This window comes from Labrenzia sp. PO1 (genome assembly GCF_012273635.1).
GTDB lineage: Bacteria > Pseudomonadota > Alphaproteobacteria > Rhizobiales > Stappiaceae > Roseibium > Roseibium algicola.
Genome location: NZ_JAAXCR010000006.1, coordinates 295796 through 319939 on the forward strand (window position 1 = coordinate 295796; position 24144 = coordinate 319939).

The window sequence follows — 24144 nt, forward strand, 5'->3', positions numbered from 1 at the left end:
AGCGACCGCTGAGGCCGGTTCACGGGCCGGCCGTCCCCGTTGGCAGAGGTCTCAGGTGTCACTCGCCGCTCCCAGGCGGTATCCGAGCCCTCGGATGGTTTCGATCATGTCCGAGCCGATTTTCTTGCGCAGACGGCCGACGAAGACTTCCACCGTGTTGGAATCGCGATCGAAATCCTGATCGTAGAGATGTTCGGTCAATTCAGTCCGGGAGATCACCTTGCCCTGGTGATGCAGCAGATAGGACAGCAGCCGGTATTCATGCGAAGTCAGCTTGACCGCACTGCCGTCCACGGTTACCCGGCCGGATCTCAGATCCAGCCGTACTGCACCGCAAGTGAGTTCGTTGGAGGCATGCCCGGCGGCCCGGCGCACAAGCGCACGCACACGGGCAAGCACTTCCTCCATGTGGAAAGGCTTTGCAACATAATCATCGGCACCGGCGTCGATCCCCGCAACCTTGTCCGACCAGCGGTCGCGCGCAGTCAGGATGAGGACCGGCATGGTGCGCCCGTCGCGGCGCCAGTTTTCCAGAACGGATAGTCCGTCGAGGGACGGCAGGCCGAGGTCAAGCACCACGGCGTCATATGGCTCGGTGTCGCCAAGAAAATGCCCGTCCTCGCCGTCCGTCGCACTGTCGACCACATAGCCGGCCTCTTCCAGGGCGGCCACCAGCTGGCGGTTCAGATCGGTATCGTCTTCGACAACAAGAATGCGCATGAAATTCAACTTTATGACTGAAGGAGTCGGAACCAGATCAACCAACCGAAAGCCGGCAGGAAGATGTCGCTTCTAGCAATTACCTGTTGGCGTTGACTGTGACAGTTGTCACCTTGCCACCCTTTAGGACCGACAACAGATAGACGTATCCCCCACCCTGCTGGCAAAGCTGGGCCTTGACGATTTCACCGCCTGCCTGCCCTGCAACCGCCCCAAGCGGGGCGGCCTTGCCGCTGGCCACGGCTTCACGGGCCTGCGACTGGGACAAACAAGCGGCTTGCGCCGGCGCAATGACGGCGAATGTCAGGATCAAAAGGGCAAATATCTGTTTCACGTGTCCGATTCCGGTCTGCTCACGAGGTCATGCGCAAGGTGTAATCAATTTCACCTGAACGCAAGCTGAACCGGTTGTTTGGATTTCTTCAGCAGCCCTTCTTGCGGCGGCGTGCTTCCGCCGCCTTGTCAGCCCAGCGCCACTTCGTCCGTCTGCAGGTCGTCGTAACGGCCCTTGAACTGCTCGAACACCTGCAGCGTCCGCCGGGCGATCCCTGTCCAGCCGAACACGCGGCGTGCGAAGCGAGCGCCCTCCACCGAGAGGGTTTCGCGCATCCAGGAGTATTGCATCGGCATGTTCAGCATGGCCGCAAACTCTTCTGGTCGCTTGGGATCGGCCACCAGCGCATGTCGGCCAAATTCGATCTGGTCGAACAGGCCACCGTGAATCGTCACCACAGTCGGCGTTCCGCAGGCCATCGCTTCCACGGCGGTCATGCCGAAAGGCTCATAGCGGGAGGGAAGTGCGAAGATGCCCGGACCACGATAGAAATCGGCCAGATCTTCATCCGCGACATACCCACGCCAGCTGATGGCATCGGACACGCCCAGGGAAGAAGCGACTTCCTTCCATTGCGCGAGCAGCGCCTTGTCGCTGTCCGAATTGGCACCGGCGGCAAGCACAAGGCGTGCGTCAGGCTGCAGTTTCAGGAGGCTCGGCAAGGCTTCGATGATCAGGTCATAGCCCTTGTTTTCCGCTGCCCTGCCGACGACGTAGATATCCGTTTCCCTGAAATCGTGCTTCCGGCGCGCTTCCGCGACCACATCCGGTGTTGCGGGCGTAAACCGGCCTTCGTCGATGCCCGGCGGGATCATGGTGATATGCTCACGCGGCAGCTGGTATTGCTCGACGATCAGGTCCGTTTGCTGCTCGGTCGTCGCGATGATGTGGTCGCAGTTGCGGTAAAGAACGAATTCCTTCTGGATCCGCTCCTTGAAGCGGTACCCGGCCATCTCTTCTTCACCCGCTCCCACCATGTCGTGTTCTTTCCACCAACCGAGGGAGTGCGGCGTGTGGATGTGCGGAACCTGCAGCTCCTCGGCGATTTTCTGGCCGGCGACACCTGCATCCCAGTAATGAGAGTTGATCACGTCATAATGCAACTTGCGATGACGGATCATCGCCAGCGCATTGGTGACGAAGTCACCGTACCAGTCGTGCATGTCCTCCTTCCGGATGAAATCGGATCCTCCGAAAGGAACGCGCACGACGCGCAGGTTTTCATTGATGATATCCTCGGCCGGCTGGTCTTCGAACTGGCGCGTCATGACATCGACCCTGTAGCCGAGCCGCGCGAACCGTTTTGCCAGCTCCAGTACGAAGACCACCTGGCCGCCCGTATCCGGTTTACCCAGTTCCGGCGATCCGGCCACGTAACCGTGCAGCGAGATCATCAGAAGGGAACCGATATTGTGCTTGTTCATGTGTCGTTACCTTGTTCGTGTGTCTTGATCTCCATCTACCCAGGCGTTCTTTTGCTCTTTTTGCTCATCGGCCCGCCGACGTTGCAGCAGGCAGCAGCCTCTCGAAAGGCCGGATCAGACTGCCGATTGCGGCAGCAGGCCCATTACCGTCAGCCCTTCCAGCACGCCGGCCGCATGGTGGGCGGATGCCAGATAGGTCTTGTGCCGCGGCAGGGTTGATAGAAGTTCCTGGCGGGCATTGCCGACCGCGATTGCCTTGCCCGCTGCTTCGAACAGCGCAAGGTCGTTACCGGAATCACCGGCAGCGATCGTTCGCTCCATCGGAATGCCAAGATGGCTTGCCAGATGGCGCATGGCAGCGTCCTTGCCTGCGCCGGGGGCGAGAATGTCCAGATCACTGGTCCCTGAATAGATGTGCCTGAACGGGATGCCCTCGTCCCGGAGTGCGGCAAGAATCGCGTCCACGCCGTCTTTACCCGGAACGGCGAAGCTCGCCTTTCCGTCCGTCTGGAACTTGTCGTCGTGCGCATCATACCCCAGTTTCCGGACGATTTTGCGAACTTCCTCGTCAGGCCAGTCGATAAACCGGCTTTGCCAGCTTTCCAGAAAGAAACGGTCCAGACGGATTTCGGTTCCCAAACCGGTGATAATCGCGTCCGGTTCGAAGCCTTCGGGGAAGTAGTCGGCAAGGGTCTGGTCGACACTGGCGGCCGGTCGGCTGGAGTTTAGAGCCAGTTTCAGGTGCGACTTGGCGTTCTTCAACTGATGCCAAAGTCGCTCCAGATCGGTCCGGTTACCGGTCAGGGTGTCATCGATGTCGCTGACCAGAAGCCAGGTATCACTCTTGCCCGTCTCGCCGGTCACCGGCCCTCCCCTTCCTGATCGGGCGCCCTGTGCGTGACGGAATATGCCGGTTCGACCGTGTGCTCCGTTACCGGACGGCTCAGTGTTTCGACAACAAGGTCCTTCAGGCAGACGGCCGCGCTTTCCGTGTAGAAGCCGATACCGCCTTCGATGAAACTGTCGTCAACCAGCGACAGCACCACATAGCCGTCGATGGAAAACTCGAAGTAAAGGCCGTGCGCCACAACCTCGATCTGCCAGGGGCCATGATCGCTGCCCCTGAAATGCGCTTCCTGAAGCGGCTCGTAGCGGAAGGCATGTTCGAATTCAGGTGTCGGGTTTGCCCCCCAAGCCCGCATCTGGGCAATGCCGTTGACGAGATCCAGAGACAGGTAATAACCGTCACCCTCGTCGTTCATCCGCAGCACAAGACCGGTTTTGCCCAGTCCCTCCAGCATCAGCTGTGCCTTGAGGCGGAAATCCTCATGCTTGCCCGGCAGCATGAAAGCTTCGTACCCGCTCTTGCAGCTCAGATGCAGCCCGTCCGGCCGATCGATCGCCGACGCGTGTGTGTTGGAATACAGTGCCTTGCACTGGTAGGACGCAGTCACGACCTGGCGATGCGTCACCAGATCGTTGAAGTCCGAATTCGATTTCAGCTTGAGCCTGCCGGCACTGTCCGTCACCAGTTCCTTCGGCGGCGGCAACAGCTTCTTCACGACCTCGCGCCCGTAGACGTATTCCGTCTTGGAAAAGAAATTGAACAGAAGCAAACGGTCGCTGGTCCGGCAAATACGGCCTGCATAATTGCCCGTCGGCAGGATCACATTGTCGAAGAAGTTCTGGTATGGGCCCTCAATCGTCTCCGCGTACCAGTAGTGGATCTTGGTGTCTTCGCGGATCGATCCCATCAGGTAATAGCGGCCGTCGAGACGAAACAGGTTCGGCACCTCGACGTCGTCATAAAGACCGGGCCGATAAAGAGGTGGCTCGAACGTGAATTTGTCCGGTTTGGTCTCGCGGGCGAGCCCGACGCAGCCGCGCCGTATGACCGGCCCTTCCTTGACACGGGCAGAGGCCAGCAGCAGGCGTTCGCCTGTGTCTTCGTCGACATAGAAGAACGGATCGCGGAAACTGACCCACTTCCGGCCTTCGTCTACAGTGCTCTCGTAAAGCGGGCCCGGCACCTGCAGGGGATAATTGCCGTGATTGCAGCGTTCCCAGGTGTAGAGATCCTTGGACCGTGCCAGCCCGACCCGCTGCACCCTGCCATATTCCGCCCGCGCAAGGCCGGTGTAGAACATGCGCCACTCGCCCTGCCGGTCCGGATCGGGCGTCACATGCATCGTCCAGAGCATGTCATCATCCCATTCGCCCGGTTCACCGACGAAAAGTGCATTCTTGACCCGGCGCCATGTCATGCCGTCCGTGCTGACGGCGTGCGCGATGAAATCGTGATTGGGCAGCACCAGATGGAACAGATGATAGATGCCGTCGTGATAAACGACATCGACGTCGCCAATGTCCGACCGCAGAAATCCATGGGATGCATACATGCCCTAACCCTGCCCAGATGTTTCAGCAGGATCAAGAGCCTAAGCCAAAAAATTTGCAGTGCAACATGGCTCGGACGAACAATATCACCCCTTTGCGCATCCTGCCTGATGACTGGCGGCATTTCCGGAACGATTTGCGGTATGGAACAGAAACAGCTGGATCCCGCCCTTTCAGCTGGCCCGCTGCGCTCGGCTCTATGCCTAGAATATGATCGTTTCTGAGCCAAAAGCGCGTCGTAAAAGCATTCCCTTGTCGCCCCTATCCTCTAGAATGGGTTCATGACGGACTGCTGTTGGATCTCACATACCGACTGCCACCGCGGACAAAGCGCGGCGCGCAAGACTTTTCGTCAGGTCATTGGTCTCTTCTCTTTTCTTTCCTTGCTGCTCCTGCCAGGTCCTGCAGCCGCGTGTTCCCTGTCGCTGGTTCTGGCGATGGACGGTTCGGCCAGCGTCGATGCGCGCGAACACACCTTGCAGCTCAACGGACTGGCAGATGCCTTGAAAGACCCGGATGTCGTTCAGGCCATCGAGGCCGTTGGCGGGATCTGGGTCACCAGTTTCGAGTGGAGCGGCCGGTACCAGCAATTGCTCCAGCTTGGGTGGAGCCATCTTTCCGATGCGCAAAGCGCTGCGAATGCGGCCGAAACCCTGCGACGCTCACCACGAGGCTACACCGAATTTCCAACCGCCCTCGGTTATGCACTCGGCCATGCGGCAACCCTGATGCGCAAGGCACCTGCACCTTGTGTTCGTAAGGTCATAGATGTTGCCGGTGATGGCATCAACAACGACGGTTTCGGCCCGGAAAGCGCCTACAGGGCCTTCGATTTCCAGGACGTTACGGTCAACGGTCTGGTGATTTCAGGAGCCGATGAAGCGCCGGTGCGCTACTACCGGACCCATGTGATCAGGGGTCCGGGTGCCTTTGTCGAGGTTGCAGCCAGCTATGACGACTACGCCGAGGCAATGAAGCGCAAACTGCTGCGGGAAATCTTCGGCAGCGGCTACGCTTCCCTGCGCTGAAATCAGCTTCAGGCTTGCCGGCGCTCCGCCCGGGCCAAAAGAGCTGCTTCGAAATCCGCTGCCGGCATTCTGTCCTGCAGGGCCCTTAGGAAAAGCTGCTTCTGTGTCTCGGGCGCCAGCCCGCCTACAGGCGGATCCCGGTCCAGATTGGTCGGGAAGGAATATCCTTCCGCACACGCGGAAACAGCCGCCTCCAGTCTGGTACCTGACATTGTTTCCTGTCCGGTTTGCGCCAGGAGCACGGGATAGAGCGCCCGGCACATGGCATCCCTGTCCACACTTTCCATGGCGCGTCCGAAGGCCGAGGACACCTGAAGCAGGTTTGCCATGCGCTGGATATCGACACTGGAGTTGTCACCGGCGGCGTGGAACAGTGCCGGGTTGAAGAACACCGCATCGCCCTTGCGCAATGGCATCTGCACGTAATTCTGTTCAAAAAACTCCTTGAATGCCTCCAGCCGGTAGGCAGCGTAGCCCGGACGATAAAGCTGTGAAAACGGCAAGAGCTTCGTGGGACCGCTTTCAATCGGCATGTCTGTATGCGCGACCGCCCCTTGCAGGGTCATGACCTGTGACAGGTCGTGCACATGGGCCGGATAACGTGCGCAGTCTTCTGCTGACTGGAAACCAAGGTGGTAATCCCGATGTGCCTGCTGCGCCTTGCCGCCCGGACGTACAAGATTGACCTGGGCCGTCATCTGGTAGTTCGGCCCGAGCCAGGCTTCACAAACGGCATCGATGGCAGGATTGGCAAAATAATCCGCGAAGACATCGGGGGCTTCCAGGCAGAGTTTCTGCAGTGAGTTCCAGATCCGGTCGTTTGCGCCGGCAGCTGCAAAATGATCCGCACCGCCGCCTGAAGCAGCTTTCTCCTCGGCGATGATCCGGTTGTAGACCTGCGTTGCCCGGTCTATCGGAGTGACATCCTTATATGCCTCCTCCAGCACCAGCACACCCGAGTGCAGCCGCATAACCTGCGCCCATTCTGCCATCAACCGGCTACGGCTTTCGCTACCTGCGAGTACGGTCTCCAGATCGGCAACCCGGTAGACGGGAATACCGGCAACCACCTTGTAGGCGTGCGGCACGATGCCGTCGTCCAGTTTTTGCGACACAAGTTGCCTGAAGTCCTCGACATCGCAACTGGTGGCGTTGAAATACGCCAGATGATCGACCCGTTTGTCCATGATCCCCTCCCAGGTTTTGTTGGCTGCAATGCTATCAGGATCGGTCTTGATCGGATCGGCATTTTCCATCAAGAATCCATCAAATGACCCATCGCTTCCCGATCAAGGAAATCGCCCTTCAGGCAGGCCTCAGCACTGCCACGGTTGACCGCGTGATGAACGGGCGAGCACATGTCAGCCCGCAAACCCGTCGCAGGGTTGAGGATGCGATTGCAGAACTGGAACAACAGGAAGGTCAGCTGGCTGCCAGGGGGCGGCGGCTCTTCTTCGATGTGGTTATGGAAGCGCCGAACAGGTTCAGCAGAGAAGTGCGTCTTGCCTGTGAAAGCGTGCTGACAGATCTGCATCCGATCGCGATCCGCCCCAGGTTCACTTTCACCGAAACCATGTCGGCAGCCGAATGCAGCGCGATTCTGCAGCGGATTGCAAAGCGAGGCAGCCAGGGCATCTGCCTCAAGGTGCGCGATACAGAGGAAGTCCGGCATATGATCGCAGGACTGGCAGACCGCAGAATCCCTGTCGTCACCGTCTTTACCGACCTTCCCGCATCCCGGCGGCTTGCCTATGTTGGCCTGGATAATCGCAGCGCCGGCAAAACCGCAGCCTATCTCATGCACAAGCTCCTGCCGGCGAACGGAACGGTTCTGACGACGCTCAGCCAGCACACCTTTCAGGGCGAGGAGGAGCGCTACGAGGGGTTCAGGCAGGAACTGGATCGTCTGCGCCCGGAATGCAGATTGGTGGATGCCAGCGGCGGCGGCGGCCTCAATCCCGAAACACGGCGGGAGGTTGCCGAGAAGCTGGGCTCCTCTCCACCGATTTCCGGCGTCTATTCCATGGGAGGCGGCAACAGGGCTATTTTGCAGGCCTTGTCCGAGGTGGGCCAGATGCCAGGGGTCTATGTCGCGCACGATCTGGACAAGGACAATCTCGAGCTTCTCCGGCAGGAGCAGCTGACGCTGGTGCTTCATCACGACCTGCAGTCAGACATGAACACGGCGTTTCGTCATCTCCTGGCATACCACGGCATCGGCACGTCTCCCTCCGGCGAAACGAGCGATGTTCAGGTTGTCACCCCCTTGAACATTCCTTCCAGGTTCAATGAACCAGCCTGAGCTGGCAGCACCGATCTCCACAGCCGAAGCCTGCCGTTCAGCAGAAAACGCGCCAACAGCACATTGCCAGCAGTTGATCAACCGTGTTTCAGCTCTGTGCCAACTGCGCGTTCGACAAAAGCCAACATGGATAGCCTGTGCTGTTTTCTGGTCGAAACATCTTTGGAAACGGCATTCTGGCCACTGCGTTCGATCAAACCAAGAACCAGTTCGGCCGACGTGGCAGGGTTTTCTTCAAACGTTGGCAGGCAGTTGGCAACCGCTTGGACGAGCCGGGCCCGGGTTTGTTCGAAAAGGCCGCCGATCTCGGGATTTCTGAAGGCCTCGGCAACGATTTCAGCGCTTAACGCGGCATGTGCCGGCGACGAACAGAGATCGAAATACTCCGCCCCAAATTTCAGCAGTCTTTCCATCCGATTTCGTGACGTGTCTTCAAGCCGCCTCAGCAAGGGATCAAGTTCGACAGTTTCCAGTTCCGAGATGGCTGCGATGATCTCGTTCTTGCCCTTGAAGTGATTATAGAGATTGCTGAGGCTGATCCCCGCCTTGCCCGCGATGTCGCGCATGCCGGTCTGGTGAAACCCCTTTTCGATGAAAAGACCCGCAGCCGTTTCGACGATCATCTGCCGACGCTTGGCGGATTTTTCCAGACGGCTGGTGGATTGCGGCCTGGTTTCGGCCATCGGGAATCTCCTGTGCGACACTACGAAGAAAGACCGTAGTCCGACTTCTTCTTCTGCTCTGTTCATTTCAGGTTCGTTGCCGTCTTGCAATCCTGGGCCGCGCACCCAATTAGAGAACGAACGTTCGTTTTTTGTGAGGTGTCATGTATTCTGATCTAGAACTTCGCCTTCAGGAGGCGGCTGGTGTCTTCAACGGTATTGAAATCCTGGCGCTGGTCTTTCTTCTTGTTTTGGCTTCTGAAACCGTGTGGGACCGGTTTGCCGGCTACCGTCAATCGCTATCGGAAACCGGCGCAAATCTGATTATCGGTCTTGTCTACGGTCTGTTGGAACGGACCGCATACGGGCTGATCGTCGTGATTGCCGTTTTCCTTGCAGAACCGTTCGCGCTTTGGGACCTGCCCATGAACGGCTTGACGTGGGTACTTGCGATCGTGGGAGCTGATCTGACGTACTATTGGATGCATCGCTGCGAGCACCGGGTACGGCTATTCTGGACCTATCACAGCGTTCATCATTCTTCGCCTGAGTTCAACTTCACGACGGCTCTGCGTCTGGCCTGGACCGAAGCGCTGTTCGAATGGATGTTTTTCATTCCCATGGTGATTGTCGGCTTCGACCCTGTGCAGGTGATCGCAGGCCTTGCCGTTGTGGTGGCCTATCAATCGTGGATCCATACCGAAAAGGTCAGACGGCTCGGGTGGCTTGAAAGCATTCTGAACACACCGTCGCATCATCGCGTGCACCACGGCAGCAATCCGGAGTATCTCGACAAGAACTATGGCGGCATCCTGATCGTCTGGGACCGGCTCTTTGGAACCTACACACCCGAGCGTGCCAAGGTTGTCTACGGGATCACCGATCCGCTCAACACATCCAATCCGATCACCATCAACTTTCGAGACTTCATTCGTCTTGGCACAGATGCGCTCAATGCCCCTTCCCTCGCCCTGGCTCTGAAGGTGCTCATGAAACCTCCCGGCTGGACACCGACGCGCGATACGGCTCGTCCTGCGGACCAGTCCGACACTCAACTGCAGTCGCCTGCAGGTTCCAGCCAAGGGGAACACCACGATGAACATTGATCTGCTTCTGGCGACGTTTGCCGGCTATCTGGCGGTCTTCGGACTGAGCGACCGGCCACAGGACCCGAAGGTCCGCGACTACACCATTGAAACCGTCCAGATCAGAAATGCGTCCGGCACCACCGTACTGGATGCCGAGCTGACCTTGCCAAAAGGGAGGGGGCGCGTCCCTGCGGTGGTACTCATCACCGGTTCCGGTCCACAGGACAAGAACGAAGAAATTGCGGGCCACAAACCTTTTCTCGTGCTTTCGGATTACCTGACGAAATCCGGCTATGCCGTGCTGCGTTACGACGACCGCGGCGTGGGCCGTAGCACGGGAGACTTTGCGACAGCAACCCCGCAGGATCTCGCGAGCGACGCAGCCGCCGCGCTTGCCTATGTGAAGTCTCATCCGCGTGTTCTTTCCGAAAAAACCGGATACATCGGCCACTCGGAAGGCGGCTATCTCGCGCCGATCGCGCAGCAGATCGAACCGGCCGCCTTTCATGTTTATCTTGCGGGCCCTGCCCTGCCGCTTGTTCCCGATGTCATGCGCACTCAGGTTCAGGATATCGGGCGTGCGGAAGGCCTGTCCGATGAAGTCATTGCCGGACAGAGCCGCGCGGTGAATGAGATCAGCTCCGCTCTTTTGAAATCCGGAACACCGGCAGAATTACGCGAGGACATCACAAAGGCCTTGAAGAACTCGGGGGCGAGCGGTTCCCAGATCAGGCAAAACCTGGCTGTCTGGGCGACGCCCTGGGCCTCCGCCTACGCGCGGCACGATCCGGTTGAACAGCTGGCAGGCCTGACCATTCCGGTGCTGGCACTTTTCGGTGAGCACGACTTGCAGGTCTCCGCCAGTGAGAATTCACCTGTCATGCGAGGGGCCCTCACGCACCCGCTCTCGGATGTCAGAACGCTGCCTGGCCTCAATCACCTGTTCCAACCAACGCGAACCGGACGTATCAACGAGTATATCCGGATAGCAACGACCATCGATCCAACCGCATTGCAGGCGATTGCGACATGGCTCGATATGATCGTGCAGGTGCCATAAAAACGCGGGAACGGTACCCTGCTCCTGCGGCCAGGCCGTCACCCCCCGGTGTCGCCGTAGTTTTCCGCCTCCATGCCCCGGTAGAAATCCTTCAGCGTCTTGCCGGGTTCCGGATCGAACCGGTCTCCCGTCTCTCGCATCTCGGAAATCCGGTCCAGACGGAACATACGGAAGTCCTGGCGTAATTCGCACCAGGCAACCAGTGTCCAGACCTTGCCCCAGAACCACAGACCGAGAGGGCGGATCGTACGATCGGTCGGCTCTCCCTTGCTGTCGCAATACGCCACGAACAAGCGCTTGCGGCCATCGGCAGCCGCCTCCAGAAAATCGATATGAGCCCGGATTTGCGGTGTCATCTCTGGCGCGAACGCGTGGATCTCGACTTCGTTCTGACGCACCCGCATCTTTTCCGGCAGGACAGCGTCGATCTTGATCATCGCCTCTTCGGCGGCCCGGGCCATGGCGGCCCCGCCCCAGGCACGGATCAGACGCGCACCGGCGAGTAGAGCGACAATTTCGTCCCGGGTAAACATGAGTGGTGGCAGTTCATAGCCATCGCGCATGATGTAGCCGACACCAGCCGCACCTTCGATCGGCACGCCGGAAGCCTGCAAGTCGGCAACATCGCGATAGATGGTGCGTTCGGATACTTCCAGCCATTCGGACAGCTGACGTGCGCGCACGAGCCGGCCGCCGCGCAGATATTGCACGATCTGGAAAAGGCGGTCGGCGCGTCTCATGATGCCGGCTCCTTGCGAAGCCGACATCCTGTCAGTCTCAAATCAGCGTGCGAACATGCCGATGGAATTTCCGTCCGGGTCGATGCCATAGGCAAAGCGCCCCGCCGGAATGGCAGCCGGATCGGAAATGATCTCTCCCCCCTTGGCAGCGAACCGTTCCATCGTTTCTTCCAGGGTGTCCGGGCAGGCGAGATGAATGGTTGGTCCGGTTCCGTTCTGTGCGGGTTTTCCCGGGTAAAGGTGACCTGCAATCCCACCCTGCTCCTTGGTCGGAAAGATTGCGATCTCATTTGGTCCCATGTCGATGACACGTCTAAGCTCCGTTTTGAAAACGTCGTTATAAAAGCTGACCGCCTTGTCCAGATCGGAGACGGGAATCTCCATCCAGACGTTGAAGTGATCGGGTGCAAAAGTCATGGAAAGTCTCCTCAGGCGCTGTGATGAGGATCACCTTATCAAACCTCTCCTGACAGCATTCTGTCAGGAGAGAGTGACAAACATATATGACGCAAGGGCAAGTAAACACCTGCAAATTTCGTCTCACAGATGAATTCGGAAAAGAGGCTGATGACAATTTGCCGGTACCGCGTCGTCACAGCTAAACTGCATGGGCCGGGACGCAGACCAAGGCGGTGCGACAACCGGAAGGAGAGATCATGAAACGCTGGCAGATGATCCTTTTCAGCCTCTTGCTTCTGCTGACAAACTTCTCGCCTGCCTTCGCGCATTTTTCGGAAGGTACCAAGGTGCGCACGCTTCTGGTCTCCCGTGAAGGTGACACGCTGACTGTTTATGTGCGGGTGCCCGCTCCACTTGTCTTCTCGGATCTCGTCGGTCGCTCGCAGGTCGAACAGGTACCACTGGTCTCGCCGTTTCTTCGCCTGGAGCAAACCCCGGACAGTGAGCGCTACCGAGTTGATCTCGGCGCGATCGACAGCAATCGATCTGCCTTTGAAGACCGGTTGCGCAACGCCCTCGTCTTTTCGCAGGCGGGCCTTACCCTGCCGGTGGAGATCATCGAGTTTGCGGTTCACACCAGTCGACCTGATCAGGACATCGACACAGCTGTTGCCGCCCAATCCGCGTTGAGCGAAGCTTTCCCGAATGAAGACCCGCTCTTTGGTACGGCAGTCATCGACTACGCGCTCAGGCTGGAAAGCAGCGATCCGACCGGTGTCCTTCAGGTGCAGTCCGGGTACGCTCCCCTGATACCGGGGCCCGGCATAGCCATCGACAATCATCTGGTCGATGCCCGCATCACCCCTCCGGTTTCGACCACGGCTCCCGGGCAACTGGAAGAACCTGCGCGGTTCGACGGATCCCGGCTCAGCACGTTTCTGCATTTCATCCACCAGGGCACACTGCATATTCTGGAAGGCCTTGATCACGTCTTTCTGGTGATTGCGCTGGCTCTGGGCGTCGGGGCAACGCGGAGACTGATTTACCTCGTCACCGCCTTCACGATCGGGCACTCAGTCACGCTGATTGCCACCTTCCTCGGGGCAACACCTTCCTGGCCATGGTTCATCCCGCTGGTGGAGACGGCCATTGCCGCTTCCGTTCTTTATGCGGCCATTGCGGCAATGGTCCGGAAGTCGGGCTCGGTGATCGTCTTCGCCGCGATCGGCCTGTTGCACGGCCTCGGCTTTTCCTTCGTTCTTGCGGACATTCTCGGCCGGGGCGCACCGGATCTCATACCCGCGCTACTGGCATTCAACATCGGCATCGAAATTGGCCAGCTGATCATTCTCGTCGTGACGCTCTCCATCGTCCTGCTTCTGCGAAAGACAGCCGAACCCGCCCTGCAACCCTTGAGGTTCGGCGCTCTGTCGGGGATTGCGATCCTGTCGGCCTGGTGGGTCATCGAGCGCCTGCCCGGATTGCTGACTTCGGCCTGACTTGAGGACGCCTCATGGCCATTTCAGGCAAAAAACACCCTAAAAGGCCATAAAAAGCCGATTAATCTGCCGGGTTAAGCGCCGTTAATTCTAACAATTGACTTGTTCTTAATCCCGACCGTGCAACTTGGGCGGAATAATAATTGGCAATGAAATGGCTCGTCACGGTACCTCGCCCAATACCCGCCCACTATTAAAAGGCTCTCTTGCAGGCCTCGCGACGGTTGCCGTCATGTTGCTTATAGCCTGGGCCGGTGTCGCCTATGACGGGCAGAGCGAACTGCAGAAACAGACGGCAGACCTTCTTGGCATCTGGCAGTCCAACATAGACCGTGGAAACAAGCTCTACGGAGCCCTGGAAAGACTTCCCGAAGACGATTGCAGCGACGCGCACCTGAAAACGCTGAACACGCTCGTCTACAACGACAATCACATTACCAATATCTGGTTTTTTCCGAACGGCGACACGAACGCCGCCTGCTCTTCGAGCTTCGGACGTTTCGAACCTGCCCACGATTTCGGCCCGCCTGAAAAGGCGCAACTGTTCCGCGATGGCAGAGAGACCTGGTACAGGGTGCCCTTCGACAAGGCCGAGGGTGTCGACAGCGTTACAGTGATCAAGAAGGGCCGCTACGGCGTTTCATTCTACCAGACCGGCAACCTGGCAACGGCCGCCGACGACATGTTCTATGTGTCGAGTGTTGAAGACCCTTACACGGTTCTGTTCCACGCCAATGGAAACGCGGGCCTTCTGAAGCAATACCGCGACAACTACGGTCCGATGTTCGGCAACGTCTACGCACAGGCCTGCGGCGAAGGCGATGTCAGGCTGTGTTACCTGACCATGATCCCTGCCAGCCGGATCGTTCAGCAAAATATCGGCCTGCTCACAATTTTTGCAGTCTTCGGCATCGTCACCGGCGCGCTCGTTTTCCTGAGGGTCAAACGGATCGTGCGTGACCGCCACAGTCCCGCCGGGCGGATCCGTCACGCGATCGCCAACGGCGGCAAAGGTTTCGAGCCGCACTACCAGCCCATCTTGTCGCTCGACACGATGAAATGCGAAGGCTGTGAGGTTCTGGCCCGGTTCGAAGATGCCCAGGGCAAGCTTTTCCCGGATGAATTCGTGAACATAATCCAGCAGGAGAACCTGACCTGGGAGTTTACCGAGATCATCATCGCCAAGGCACTGCGCGACCTGAAACCGCTGCTTGCGGGACGGCCGGGTTTCAAGGTGTCCGTCAATTTCTTCCAGGCGGACCTGGAAGACGAACAGATCCAGTCCGTTATTCAGTCGCCGGTTTTTGCAATGGCGACGGAAGCCGGTCTTTCCCTGTGCTGCGAGATCCTGGAAACCGGGATCCGGTCCGGTACCAGCATCGCAAAATCGCTGGAATACCTGCGCAGCATCGGCTGCCTGATCGCAATTGACGACTTCGGCACCGGCTATTCCAACCTTGCCCAGATCAAGGCGCTCAAGCCCGATCTGGTGAAGATCGACAAGATGTTCGTCGATGATCTCGGTAGCACCACCGATACGGCCCGCGGCGCCTTTGTTCAGGCGATCCTCGGTATTGCTTCGGCACATGGAATGAAAGTCTGTGCGGAGGGTGTCGAGACGATGGACCAGCTCGCGTCCCTCAGGAACCGAGATGTGGACTACGCCCAGGGCTATTTCTTTGCCAAACCGATGCCCATCCGGGACTTCTCCCTCTACCTTCTGGAACAGACCTTGAAAGAAAAGATGCCGACGAGCGGACGCTTGGCAAAGCTCAAGCCTGTCAGCGGCTGACACCCGTTCCAGCACCGATCGCCTGCTTTTCCAGGCTTCCAGCCTCGCGCGTTCGAGCAAAACGGCACAACCACAAAAACTCCGATGCAATTTCGAGCACGATTGATCTGTCTCAAGGTGAATTGAACAGGTTGGCGGCACCTTGTGGTTCTTACAAGGAGGCAAGAATGAGCCACGTGCCACACGAGTTACATGAAGAATTTCCGGAAGCCGCAGACACTTTGCATGCGTTGAAAACAAGTGATGCCCATTTCGCACGGCTGGCGGATGAATATCACACCGTCAATCGCGAAGTGCACCGCATCGAGACAGATGTGGAGCCGGCATCCGACGATGTCCTGGAAGACCTGAAAAAGAAGAGACTAAATCTGAAAGACCAGATTGCTGCCATCCTGGCGGCAACGGCTAACACCGTGTCCTGAGCCCCTCCTTTTCAGGCCGGTGTTAAAGCCCGCGCCGTCCCCGTCCGACGGCGCGGGCCACCACTTGCAGCTCTCCAGGAAAAGGTCCTGGCCCGCCAGGAGCGCAGTGGAGCACATTTCCGGTTTTGGCGACCTTGTCGCCCACACGGTCAGCATACCGACAAAGAGTTGAAAAAAGAAGGCGCCGCAGCTTTTCGTAAAAGCCCGGCGCCAGTCTGGGGAGGAACGACCCTCATCGTTCACCCTACGATGTGGGTCTTCCCGCAAATAGTTGCAAGGCAAGCCTGTGTGAGGCTTGCGTGATCCGGAACCAGCGCTCCCCGACACAGCTTGACCCGCACGCGGGGCTGTTATCTTCTGGGGCGAGTTCATTTCGGATCAGACCATGACCCTTGTTCGCCTCTGCCTGCTTCTGCCCCTCTTGTTCTCGTCCACAGCATTTGCCGCCGATCATTGCATAGACGTTCAGGCGAAACGCGGCTGGCAGAAACTGTCCCTGCCCGGCGGCAAGATCACCGGCGTGCAGTATTCCGGCGGCTGGAGCGTGATTGCCGGCATGTACAAGGCCGTCGGGCCGCGTGGCTATACGGGCGAAGACGCCCGCCGGCTAGGCCCGCTCTACGGCTACAAGTTCGACCAATCCTACGCTTTCGGCGAGATGCTTGTGCGAGATCAGGCGGGCCGCATTGTTCCGTTCGCGGAGTTTGCCGCGCTCGCCGTCAACTCGCGCGATCCGGCCGGTGTCTATGCCTTCCGCATCAACGACAAGGATATCGCGCTGCCGGACAATGCCGGTTCCATTCGCGTCTGTATTTCAATGCGCTGACCTTCTCAACAGACCCGCCTCCCCTTCCCCTGCCCTGAACGGATCTCCCACCCATGACCCAGAAAACCATCCTCATCACCGGTGCTGCCCGGGGCATCGGCCTTGCGACGGCAAAGCTCATGCTGAGCCGCGGCTGGCAAGTTGCCATGCTTGACCGGGATGTCGACGAACTCGCGATTGCGTCCGAAGGTCTGGCAGGTGCCGTTCCGTTTATCTGTGACGTTTCCATCGCAGAGCAGGTCGAGGCAACCATCCCTGCCATCTTGCAGAAATTCGGCCAGCTGGATGCCGTCGTGAACAATGCCGGCGTTGCCGAATTCGGCCCGATCGAGGAGACGGATTTTGCCATGTGGCGGCGGGTCATGGAGACCAATCTCGACGGCGTGTTTCTGGTTTCTCAAGCTGTCGTTCCCGCCTTGAAGAAAACCCGTGGCGCCATCGTCAACATCGCCTCCATTTCCGGCCTGCGCGCGTCAACGTTGCGGGTTGCCTATGGAACCTCCAAGGCCGCCGTCATCCAGCTCACCAAGCAACAGGCAGCTGAACTCGGCGAATACGGCATTCGCGCCAACTGTGTCTGCCCGGGCCCCGTGCGCACCAAGCTGGCGATGGCGGTGCACAGCCAGGACATCATCGATGCCTATCACGACGCGATCCCGCTCAACCGCTATGGCTCGGAAACGGAAATTGGCGAAGTAATCGCCTTTCTATGCTCCGAGCAGGCGAGTTACGTCACCGGGCAGGTGATTGCTTCCGATGGTGGTTTTGAAAGCACCGGGGTTGGTCTTCCGGCACTTCGCAAGTAAGTGACCGTTACTCGACTTTCAGGAAGACACAACGCTGCATAACGGGCCGGTTTGCGGACTTGCGGGAACAATCTTCTTTCCGGAAAGCGCCCTCAGGCCGGTATTTGTCCATGACCGCGTCCAGGCGATCATTGGTGATGGCAGAGTTGGCCTTTTGCAGGCACGGCAGCAGCAGCGCCTTGTTCGCCCGTTGCTGGGCACCGCTGGGATATTTGCCCGGCTCCGGATTGACGGGTTTGAAACACTCGATGAAGACCGCCTCCTCTATACCGAGGTCTGCCGCGATCCTGTCGGTCGGGCGGTTCGGGTCGTTATCGGCAATGGCGGGACCAGCCAGGAACAGTGCGGCAAGGAAAAGGGTGGTGCGCATCTGACTATCTCCCTGAAACGCAACCGACTTCCGGTTTTCGGAGACGGATTTCCGGATCATGCAAAAACTCTACCGGCTTCAATTTTTCAGGATGTGATAGTCGTCACAAATTTTCCGAAAGCGCCTTTTTTCTCAATCACGGTCATCGAACGCGCACACAAAACATCCGATTAGCTGTCAGGCAGAAAATGAGCGGCGATCTGACGCTGATGGGCTCGGGTCCGATGTTCGAACAGATAAATTCCCTGCCAGGTTCCAAGCGCCATGCGCCCTGCCGAGACGGGAATGGAAAGCGAAACCGGCATCATCGCCGCCTTGATGTGGGCAGGCATATCGTCCGGTCCCTCCAGGGTATGCACCAGATAATTCATGGAAGGATGATCTGCGGGCGGAACCAGGCGTTCGAAAAACGCTTTCAGGTCGCGCTGCACATCCGGATCCGCATTCTCCTGGATCAGCAGCGAACAGGATGTGTGGCGAACGAACAGTGTGAGCAAGCCGTCTTCCGCACCCGTTTCTGCAAGCCATTCAGCCACCGACGAGGTGAATTCGTAAAGGCCCTGCCCGCGGGTGCCAATTGCGAATCTGGTTTGCATCGTTTCCTCCGAGGACCATTTGCCGCTTCGCACTGGCTTAGGCGATCCACGCTACGGTTGCAATTGCAGCTGCGGGCCGCCATCTGAGGGAAGCCTACCGAAGCCCCGCCAGTTTTCCGAACCGAGGCCCTGATGCCAACTCCCCGAAAGAAGATCCTCATTGCCTCTCTGGGCACGCGCGGAGACGTTCAGCCCTATGTTGCCTTGGCACACGACCTGGCAAAGATGGGAGCCGACGTCGTGGTGACGACGGGAGAAGGTTTCGATGACATGATCACCGCCGCCGGTGCCCGGTCACGGCCGGTTCCACTCGATTATCAAGCCCTTCTGCAAAATGAGGACATTCAGGCTGCGCTGTTCACGTTGAAGGGCAAAATCCGTGCAGCCCGCAAGAATATCGATCTGCAGAAGGAAGCCGCCCGGCGCCTCTGGCAGATCGGCATGCAGGAAAAACCGGACCTTATCCTGTTCAATCTCAAGGCAACTGTCTTGACACTTGTGGCGCGTCATCTCGACGTAGCCGCCCTGCCGACAGCGCTTCAGCCGGTAAGCGCGGCAACGGGCTCCTTTCCGCTACCGCTTTTCGGATTACCCGACCTCGGCCCCTTCCTGAATCGGCAAAGTTTTGCCATCGGTCGCTCCCTGATGCGGCTGGGTATCGCGCCGCTCGCGAGGGCCGTCCGCGCGGAAGCGGGGACGAAGGATACGCCTGCCCATTCGGGCGATCTGATGGACGGCCATATGCCCGGCGGAAGATCGCCGCTGTCCCTTCAGGCTTTTTCCCGCGGTCTCGTGCCAACACCACCAGACTGGCCGGAGAACAACTGGGCCTGCGGCTATTGGCTGACCGAACCTGATCCGAACTACGTTCCGCCGGAAGACCTGACTTCGTTTCTGGAAAACGGCCCGGAGCCAATCTATCTGGGCTTTGGCTCCATGCCGAGCAGGAACCCGGCAAAGCTGACAGAAACCGTGCTTGCAGCCCTGGAACAAACCGGCCAACGTGCGATCCTGGCGACGGGCTGGGGAGGATTGTCCGGGCAAAGCCTGCCGCGGACACTTTCAGGCCGCGTCTTCCTGCTGGATAAAGCACCTCACAGCTGGCTTTTCCCGCGTTGCGCGGCAATCGTCCACCACGGTGGTGCCGGCACCACCCACGAAGCCCTGCGCTGGGGCAAACCTTCGCTGGTCTGTCCCGTCTTTGGCGATCAGCCTTTCTGGGGCGCCCAGGTTCACAAGATCGGAGCCGGGCCTGCACCGATCCGGCAAAAGTCGCTCACTCCTTCGAAACTCGCCCGGGCGCTGATGCAGCTCGAAGACCCTGTGTATCGTGTCGGTGCCAAACGGGTGGCAGACATCATGGCAAGCGAACCGGGTGCGCGAGGTACGGCAGAGCGGCTCCTGTCGATGATCGGCGCTGACAAGATCTGATTATACTATGTCGTCTAAAACCAAGCTACGTATCTGAAAACGCGGCTTCGGCCCCGAAGGCTGTTGCCAGAAACCGCGTCATGCAGGCGACCCGTTCGACAGAGCGAAGGTCGGGATGGGTCAGCACCCAGAGCTCATTTACTGGTATGTCATTAGTGAGGGCCAGTTTCTGCAAGCCGCCTTGTGCGACATCCACCGGAACGAGACATATCCCCAACCCCTTGCGCGCCAATGCAGCCATGGTCATCAGATCATCGCTTCGGACCGCGATCCTGTCGCGATGCGTCCTGTCCATCTGTTGGAAGCCAGGCCGCTGGGATAGCAGTCCGCTTGCGCCAATCAGGTCATGTGTTGTGAGATCGGCCGAATTCGACGGCGCGCCCTTGCGCTCCAGATAGGTCTGGCTTGCGAAATAGGCCCAGGGAATATCTGCGACCTTGCGTCCGATCAGGTGTTCGGGCGGAGATGACGTGACCCGCAGGGCAATCTCCGCAGCCCTGCTGGACATGTTGATCTCCTCGTTGGAAGTCAACAGCTCAACGGTGATGTCGGGAAACCGGGCACTGAAGTCGCGCAGATAACCGGGAAGGAAATGGGCTGCGAAACTCGCGGGGGCTGTCAATCGAATTCGCCCCTTCAAAGCCAGATCCGCCCCGGATATTCGCCGATCGATGTCCTCCATGGCAACGACAACAGACTGCGCCAGGTCCAGAATTTCGGCACCAGCCTCGGTCGGCCTGTAACGGCCCTTCACCTTTTCGAACAATCTGGAGCCAAGCTGCTCTTCCAGAGAACGGATGTGCCTGAACGCCGTGGCATGGCTGATTGCGAGCTTTTCAGCAGCCTTGCCGAGACTGCTGGTCTCGGCGACCGCGTGAAACGTTCGAAGGTAGTTCCAATCCATCACACTCTTTCAAATTTGAAAACTTCCACCTTAAATCTGCCTATTCCAAACATTTTTGCAAACACCTAAATCCATCACGCCGGCACCGCACACACCAATTTTCAGGAGAAACTCATGATCGGATATACGTCTTTGGGAACCAACGACCTGAAGCGGTCAGCAGCGTTTTACGACGCATTGCTGGCTGAACTCGGCGCACAGCGGCTGATGGAGTTCGATGACTTCATCGTCTGGGCGAACCCGCCGACCACGTCAGCCTTTTCCGTGCATATTCCTTATGACGGCAAACAGGCGACCGTCGGCAATGGCGTCATGGTCGCCTTGTCCGCCCAGAACCGGGCACAGGTCGACGCGGTCTACCGCAAAGCCATAGAGCTTGGCGCGGCGGACGAAGGCAAGCCCGGCCAGCGCGCCGACAACGGCTTTTATGCCGCCTATTTTCGGGACCTGGACGGCAACAAGCTGAACGTGCACCACATGGTCTGAGCTCAAATCGGTTCCATGCAAGAGCGATCAACAGTGTTGATCGCTCTTTCCTTTTTGGCCGCAGCCTGACACAACTAGACAGCCCGCCGAATAGGAGTCACCCGTCAGTGTTTCCCGCCCGCTATACCGTTTTCATTCTTTGTATCGTACTTGCCCTGGTTGCACTTGTCCTGACGTTTGCCCTCAGCGGCTACTTCGTCTGGCCATTTCTGGTTTTTGCAGTGCTCTCGGCGATCGGTTATCTCGATATCCGCCAGACCCGACATGCGATTCTGCGCAACTATCCTGTTTCCGGTCATTTCCGTTTCCTGTTCGAAGCGATCCGGCCGGAACTGCGCCAGTATTTCTTTGAAAGCAACCAGGACGGCAGACCGTTTTCGCGGGAGCGGCGCTCCATGGTTTATGACCGGGCGAAGGATATCGAGGATGTTCTGCCGTTCGGTACAGAACTTGACGTCTACGACACTTCCTATGGCTGGGTGAACCATTCGATCTGTCCCAAACCGCACAACCATGAAGACATGCGCGTGACGATTGGCGGACCGGACTGCAAACAGCCTTATTCGGCTTCCCTCTACAACATTTCGGCCATGAGCTTCGGCTCACTCTCCGGCAATGCCATTCTGGCTTTGAACAAGGGCGCCAAGGCAGGCGGTTTCTATCACGACACCGGGGAAGGCAGCGTTTCGCGCTATCACCGGCAAGGTGGTGGCGATCTGGTCTGGGAACTTGGCAGCGGCTATTTCGGCTGCCGCGCGGACGATGGCACTTTCGATGCCGAAAAGTTCGCCAAGCAGGCTGTCGAACCGCAGATCAAGATGATCGAAATCAAGATGAGCCAGGGGGCCAAGCCTGGTCATGGCGGTGTGCTGCCCGGACCGAAAGTGACGGAAGAAATCGCCGAAGCTCGCGGCGTTCCGATTGGCACCGACTGCATATCACCTGCCTCTCATTCCGCTTTCTCCACCCCGGTTGAACTGCTGCATTTCATCGTTCAGTTGCGGGAGCTCTCAGGTGGCAAGCCGGTCGGCTTCAAACTGTGCATCGGTCATCGCTGGGAATTCATGGCCATCGTCAAGGCCATGCTGAAAACCGGCATCAAGCCGGATTTCATCGTGGTCGACGGCGCCGAAGGCGGGACAGGCGCCGCACCGGTGGAATTTGCCAACAGGCTGGGAACCCCCCTGCGCCAGGGTCTGACCTTCGTACACAACTGCCTGGTTGGCACGGGTCTTCGCGAAGATATCCGGATCGGTGCCGCCGGCAAGCTGATCAGCGCATTCGACATTGCCGGGGCGCTGGCTCTGGGCGCCGACTGGGTCAATTCTGCGCGCGGCTTCATGTTCGCAGTCGGCTGCATCCAGTCCCAGAGCTGCCACACCAATCGTTGCCCCACCGGCGTCGCCACGCAGGATCCCAAGCGCCAGCAGGCCCTGGTTGTTCCCGACAAGGCGCAGCGCGTCGCGAATTTTCATCGCAACACGCTTAAGTCCCTTCGGGATTTTTCGGCTGCTGCCGGGCTCAGCCATCCGCGCGAGTTCAAGCCGGAACATTTCTATCTGCACGAAGGTCTTCGTGAAATCATGCCGGCCAGCGTCGCGCTGTCCTGGTTGAAGAAGGGGGCCCTCCTGGAAAAGTCGCACAACATTCCGGGCTACTCGACCTATTGGGAAATGGCGGAAGCAGAAAGCTTTCACCCGGCCAAGTCGGTAGAAGCCGCAAAGTCCGCGCACGCCTAGGATCAAAGCGCCAGCGGGAGCCTTGCGTCGTCCTTCAAGGTGAAGGTTTTCAGGACGCAGGCTTTCTCGAGACGCCCACCTGCTGCCGATCCTCCCAACCGGGCCACGCCTGCGGCTCACATGATATCCATGGCTGCAAGGTGACCATTTCTTGCAGCTAAAAACGAACAGACGTCAGTCGAGTTGGCGCGCCAGTTGAACGGCAAAATCACCTGCCTCATGCGAGCGGATGACCGCGTGGCGAACGAGGTCGTCAAAGTGGCTGGAGAAGAGCTGGACGTGGCGCGTGTTGGAAAACGCCAGGTAGCGCTGCCCGAGGTAGAGTGCCGCCCATTTCTGCCCGAAGACCGTGAAAGGTGCGGAGAACCGGTCGGTCGCGCCGAAGAGGTGCAGACGTAGCGAGGGGTAAAGCTCGCTCAAGGTAAGCCCCATGACCTCCAGCTGTTCGCGACGCAGGTCAACCGGAAGCCCCTGCCATAGCCCCTCCCCGCGCGCAAAGCCTTCAAGCGCCTCTTTCGACAGGGCGATTTCCATGTCGGATTCCGCCCGGCTGAGGAGTGCCCTCTGATCCCTTGTGCCGGTTATGGCCTGGTCGGCGGTGCGCAACGTTTCGCCGGAGTATTCGAAAGCCAGAACAGCTTCGGTCTTGAGGACATCCGGCAGGTTGGCAGGCACATGCCGGATTTTCGCCCCGACCGCATCGCGGTACCAGGCGAGCAGATGTTCATCGACCGGGTGCCGCTCGGTCTCGGCCACCTGAACTGCCTGATCCAGGATCTCGGCCGCGGCCCCGCGGTGGGTGGAAAGACCAAGCAACCAGTCGGAAGAAACGCTGAGCGCGGTCGCAATGGCAGCCAATGCCTGCCCATTTGGCAGGCGGGGTGCATCTTCCGACAACAGCTGGGAAACAGTAGACCGGTCGAGCCCGGCACCGCGTGCCAGATCCGATCGGTTCATATCCCGGCTGCGCAAGGCATCCGACAGGCGTTCGCGAAAAAGTACGGCGCGGTCTCTCTTGTCCATGAGAGGAGTATTGTCAGCCGGATTTCGGAAAATCAACACAAGCTGACATTTTCCCGAAGTACCGGCCTGTGGGGAGCTCACGCAAGCAGGGAGCTT

At 58.7% G+C, this 24144-nt stretch carries 25 protein-coding genes; 12 read left to right on the forward strand and 13 right to left on the reverse strand.

Annotated elements, in window-relative coordinates:
- Window positions 1-51: 51 nt before the first annotated feature.
- The 5 genes from HCG46_RS26660 to HCG46_RS26680 form a co-directional block, all read right to left on the reverse strand.
- Entirely contained in the window at window positions 52-720 is a 669-nt protein-coding gene (locus tag HCG46_RS26660) for a response regulator transcription factor (protein WP_022997835.1), read from the reverse strand.
- A gap of 79 nt (window positions 721-799) precedes the next feature.
- Window positions 800-1054, reverse strand: a complete 255-nt coding sequence (locus HCG46_RS26665) for a PepSY domain-containing protein (RefSeq protein ID WP_022997836.1) — start codon at window positions 1052-1054, stop codon at window positions 800-802.
- A 128-nt stretch (window positions 1055-1182) separates the two neighbouring features.
- The gene (locus HCG46_RS26670) at window positions 1183-2478 is read right to left on the reverse strand and encodes a glycosyltransferase (RefSeq protein ID WP_168687981.1); all 1296 of its coding nucleotides are present in this window, start codon (window positions 2476-2478) and stop codon (window positions 1183-1185) included.
- A 114-nt stretch (window positions 2479-2592) separates the two neighbouring features.
- The gene (locus HCG46_RS26675; protein ID WP_055658690.1) at window positions 2593-3342 is read right to left on the reverse strand and encodes an HAD-IIB family hydrolase; all 750 of its coding nucleotides are present in this window, start codon (window positions 3340-3342) and stop codon (window positions 2593-2595) included.
- Entirely contained in the window at window positions 3339-4877 is a 1539-nt protein-coding gene (locus HCG46_RS26680; protein ID WP_168687982.1) for a glycosyl hydrolase, read from the reverse strand. The genes HCG46_RS26675 and HCG46_RS26680 overlap by 4 nt, the downstream gene beginning before the upstream one ends.
- A 279-nt stretch (window positions 4878-5156) precedes the next feature.
- On the opposite strand from HCG46_RS26680, the gene HCG46_RS26685 reads away from it, so the two are divergent.
- Complete coding sequence (locus tag HCG46_RS26685; RefSeq protein WP_209009639.1) at window positions 5157-5903, forward strand: DUF1194 domain-containing protein; 747 nt, start codon at window positions 5157-5159, stop codon at window positions 5901-5903.
- A gap of 8 nt (window positions 5904-5911) precedes the next feature.
- Here HCG46_RS26685 and HCG46_RS26690 read toward each other — a convergent pair whose 3' ends face one another.
- Window positions 5912-7090 (reverse strand): phytanoyl-CoA dioxygenase family protein, encoded by a 1179-nt coding sequence (locus HCG46_RS26690; RefSeq protein WP_168688029.1) that lies wholly within the window; start codon window positions 7088-7090, stop codon window positions 5912-5914.
- An 83-nt stretch (window positions 7091-7173) separates the two neighbouring features.
- Here HCG46_RS26690 and HCG46_RS26695 point away from each other — a divergent pair, with 83 nt between their 5' ends.
- Complete coding sequence (locus HCG46_RS26695; RefSeq protein WP_168687983.1) at window positions 7174-8205, forward strand: LacI family DNA-binding transcriptional regulator; 1032 nt, start codon at window positions 7174-7176, stop codon at window positions 8203-8205.
- A gap of 77 nt (window positions 8206-8282) precedes the next feature.
- On the opposite strand, the gene HCG46_RS26700 is transcribed toward HCG46_RS26695, so the two are convergent.
- Entirely contained in the window at window positions 8283-8888 is a 606-nt protein-coding gene (locus tag HCG46_RS26700) for a TetR/AcrR family transcriptional regulator (protein WP_168687984.1), read from the reverse strand.
- 143 nt (window positions 8889-9031) lie between these two features.
- Between HCG46_RS26700 and HCG46_RS26705 the strand changes: the two genes are divergently transcribed.
- A complete protein-coding gene (locus tag HCG46_RS26705) occupies window positions 9032-9973 on the forward strand; it encodes a sterol desaturase family protein (protein ID WP_168687985.1) in 942 nt (313 codons plus the stop codon).
- Complete coding sequence (locus HCG46_RS26710) at window positions 9963-11015, forward strand: alpha/beta fold hydrolase (protein ID WP_168687986.1); 1053 nt, start codon at window positions 9963-9965, stop codon at window positions 11013-11015. The genes HCG46_RS26705 and HCG46_RS26710 overlap by 11 nt, the downstream gene beginning before the upstream one ends.
- A gap of 38 nt (window positions 11016-11053) precedes the next feature.
- On the opposite strand, the gene HCG46_RS26715 is transcribed toward HCG46_RS26710, so the two are convergent.
- A complete protein-coding gene (locus HCG46_RS26715) occupies window positions 11054-11755 on the reverse strand; it encodes a YafY family protein (protein ID WP_168687987.1) in 702 nt (233 codons plus the stop codon).
- A 42-nt stretch (window positions 11756-11797) separates the two neighbouring features.
- Window positions 11798-12172, reverse strand: coding sequence for a VOC family protein (locus HCG46_RS26720; RefSeq protein ID WP_022997847.1), 375 nt, complete (start codon window positions 12170-12172; stop codon window positions 11798-11800).
- A gap of 239 nt (window positions 12173-12411) precedes the next feature.
- Between HCG46_RS26720 and HCG46_RS26725 the strand changes: the two genes are divergently transcribed.
- The 5 genes from HCG46_RS26725 (at window position 12412) to HCG46_RS26745 (ending at window position 17499) form a co-directional block, all read left to right on the forward strand.
- Window positions 12412-13653 (forward strand): HupE/UreJ family protein, encoded by a 1242-nt coding sequence (locus tag HCG46_RS26725; protein WP_168687988.1) that lies wholly within the window; start codon window positions 12412-12414, stop codon window positions 13651-13653.
- Between the two features lie 232 nt (window positions 13654-13885).
- Entirely contained in the window at window positions 13886-15445 is a 1560-nt protein-coding gene (locus HCG46_RS26730; protein WP_168687989.1) for an EAL domain-containing protein, read from the forward strand.
- A gap of 167 nt (window positions 15446-15612) precedes the next feature.
- On the forward strand, window positions 15613-15867 hold the full coding sequence (locus tag HCG46_RS26735; protein ID WP_031268132.1) for a YdcH family protein: 255 nt from the start codon (window positions 15613-15615) through the stop codon (window positions 15865-15867).
- Window positions 15868-16252: 385 nt separating this feature from the next.
- Window positions 16253-16693, forward strand: coding sequence for a hypothetical protein (locus HCG46_RS26740; RefSeq protein ID WP_168687990.1), 441 nt, complete (start codon window positions 16253-16255; stop codon window positions 16691-16693).
- A gap of 53 nt (window positions 16694-16746) precedes the next feature.
- On the forward strand, window positions 16747-17499 hold the full coding sequence (locus HCG46_RS26745) for an SDR family oxidoreductase (protein ID WP_062489479.1): 753 nt from the start codon (window positions 16747-16749) through the stop codon (window positions 17497-17499).
- Between the two features lie 7 nt (window positions 17500-17506).
- Here the strand turns inward: HCG46_RS26745 and HCG46_RS26750 are convergent, their stop codons facing one another.
- A complete protein-coding gene (locus HCG46_RS26750) occupies window positions 17507-17869 on the reverse strand; it encodes a hypothetical protein (protein WP_168687991.1) in 363 nt (120 codons plus the stop codon).
- 170 nt (window positions 17870-18039) lie between these two features.
- Complete coding sequence (locus HCG46_RS26755) at window positions 18040-18465, reverse strand: secondary thiamine-phosphate synthase enzyme YjbQ (protein ID WP_168687992.1); 426 nt, start codon at window positions 18463-18465, stop codon at window positions 18040-18042.
- 132 nt (window positions 18466-18597) lie between these two features.
- On the opposite strand from HCG46_RS26755, the gene HCG46_RS26760 reads away from it, so the two are divergent.
- Complete coding sequence (locus tag HCG46_RS26760; protein WP_168687993.1) at window positions 18598-19896, forward strand: glycosyltransferase; 1299 nt, start codon at window positions 18598-18600, stop codon at window positions 19894-19896.
- A gap of 25 nt (window positions 19897-19921) precedes the next feature.
- Here the strand turns inward: HCG46_RS26760 and HCG46_RS26765 are convergent, their stop codons facing one another.
- A complete protein-coding gene (locus HCG46_RS26765; RefSeq protein ID WP_168687994.1) occupies window positions 19922-20800 on the reverse strand; it encodes a LysR family transcriptional regulator in 879 nt (292 codons plus the stop codon).
- 114 nt (window positions 20801-20914) lie between these two features.
- Here HCG46_RS26765 and HCG46_RS26770 point away from each other — a divergent pair, with 114 nt between their 5' ends.
- Window positions 20915-21286 (forward strand): VOC family protein, encoded by a 372-nt coding sequence (locus tag HCG46_RS26770; protein WP_055658667.1) that lies wholly within the window; start codon window positions 20915-20917, stop codon window positions 21284-21286.
- 107 nt (window positions 21287-21393) lie between these two features.
- Window positions 21394-23025 (forward strand): FMN-binding glutamate synthase family protein, encoded by a 1632-nt coding sequence (locus HCG46_RS26775; RefSeq protein WP_168687995.1) that lies wholly within the window; start codon window positions 21394-21396, stop codon window positions 23023-23025.
- 174 nt (window positions 23026-23199) lie between these two features.
- On the opposite strand, the gene HCG46_RS26780 is transcribed toward HCG46_RS26775, so the two are convergent.
- Window positions 23200-24048: a helix-turn-helix transcriptional regulator gene (locus tag HCG46_RS26780; protein WP_022997860.1), complete on the reverse strand. Its 849-nt coding sequence runs from the start codon at window positions 24046-24048 to the stop codon at window positions 23200-23202.
- Window positions 24049-24144: the final 96 nt, after the last annotated feature.

Coding starts and splice junctions, on each gene's coding strand:
- HCG46_RS26660 (WP_022997835.1), bottom strand. CDS start 720: ATGCGCATTCTTGTTGTCGAAGACGATACCGATCTGAACCGCCAGCTG.
- HCG46_RS26715 (WP_168687987.1), bottom strand. CDS start 11,755: ATGAGACGCGCCGACCGCCTTTTCCAGATCGTGCAATATCTGCGCGGC.
- HCG46_RS26670 (WP_168687981.1), bottom strand. CDS start 2,478: ATGAACAAGCACAATATCGGTTCCCTTCTGATGATCTCGCTGCACGGT.
- HCG46_RS26695 (WP_168687983.1), top strand. CDS start 7,174: ATGACCCATCGCTTCCCGATCAAGGAAATCGCCCTTCAGGCAGGCCTC.
- HCG46_RS26680 (WP_168687982.1), bottom strand. CDS start 4,877: ATGTATGCATCCCATGGATTTCTGCGGTCGGACATTGGCGACGTCGAT.
- HCG46_RS26765 (WP_168687994.1), bottom strand. CDS start 20,800: ATGGATTGGAACTACCTTCGAACGTTTCACGCGGTCGCCGAGACCAGC.
- HCG46_RS26700 (WP_168687984.1), bottom strand. CDS start 8,888: ATGGCCGAAACCAGGCCGCAATCCACCAGCCGTCTGGAAAAATCCGCC.
- HCG46_RS26685 (WP_209009639.1), top strand. CDS start 5,157: ATGACGGACTGCTGTTGGATCTCACATACCGACTGCCACCGCGGACAA.
- HCG46_RS26750 (WP_168687991.1), bottom strand. CDS start 17,869: ATGCGCACCACCCTTTTCCTTGCCGCACTGTTCCTGGCTGGTCCCGCC.
- HCG46_RS26780 (WP_022997860.1), bottom strand. CDS start 24,048: ATGGACAAGAGAGACCGCGCCGTACTTTTTCGCGAACGCCTGTCGGAT.
- HCG46_RS26770 (WP_055658667.1), top strand. CDS start 20,915: ATGATCGGATATACGTCTTTGGGAACCAACGACCTGAAGCGGTCAGCA.
- HCG46_RS26735 (WP_031268132.1), top strand. CDS start 15,613: ATGAGCCACGTGCCACACGAGTTACATGAAGAATTTCCGGAAGCCGCA.
- HCG46_RS26690 (WP_168688029.1), bottom strand. CDS start 7,090: ATGGACAAACGGGTCGATCATCTGGCGTATTTCAACGCCACCAGTTGC.
- HCG46_RS26730 (WP_168687989.1), top strand. CDS start 13,886: ATGTTGCTTATAGCCTGGGCCGGTGTCGCCTATGACGGGCAGAGCGAA.
- HCG46_RS26745 (WP_062489479.1), top strand. CDS start 16,747: ATGACCCAGAAAACCATCCTCATCACCGGTGCTGCCCGGGGCATCGGC.
- HCG46_RS26720 (WP_022997847.1), bottom strand. CDS start 12,172: ATGACTTTTGCACCCGATCACTTCAACGTCTGGATGGAGATTCCCGTC.
- HCG46_RS26755 (WP_168687992.1), bottom strand. CDS start 18,465: ATGCAAACCAGATTCGCAATTGGCACCCGCGGGCAGGGCCTTTACGAA.
- HCG46_RS26740 (WP_168687990.1), top strand. CDS start 16,253: ATGACCCTTGTTCGCCTCTGCCTGCTTCTGCCCCTCTTGTTCTCGTCC.
- HCG46_RS26760 (WP_168687993.1), top strand. CDS start 18,598: ATGCCAACTCCCCGAAAGAAGATCCTCATTGCCTCTCTGGGCACGCGC.
- HCG46_RS26725 (WP_168687988.1), top strand. CDS start 12,412: ATGAAACGCTGGCAGATGATCCTTTTCAGCCTCTTGCTTCTGCTGACA.
- HCG46_RS26705 (WP_168687985.1), top strand. CDS start 9,032: ATGTATTCTGATCTAGAACTTCGCCTTCAGGAGGCGGCTGGTGTCTTC.
- HCG46_RS26710 (WP_168687986.1), top strand. CDS start 9,963: ATGAACATTGATCTGCTTCTGGCGACGTTTGCCGGCTATCTGGCGGTC.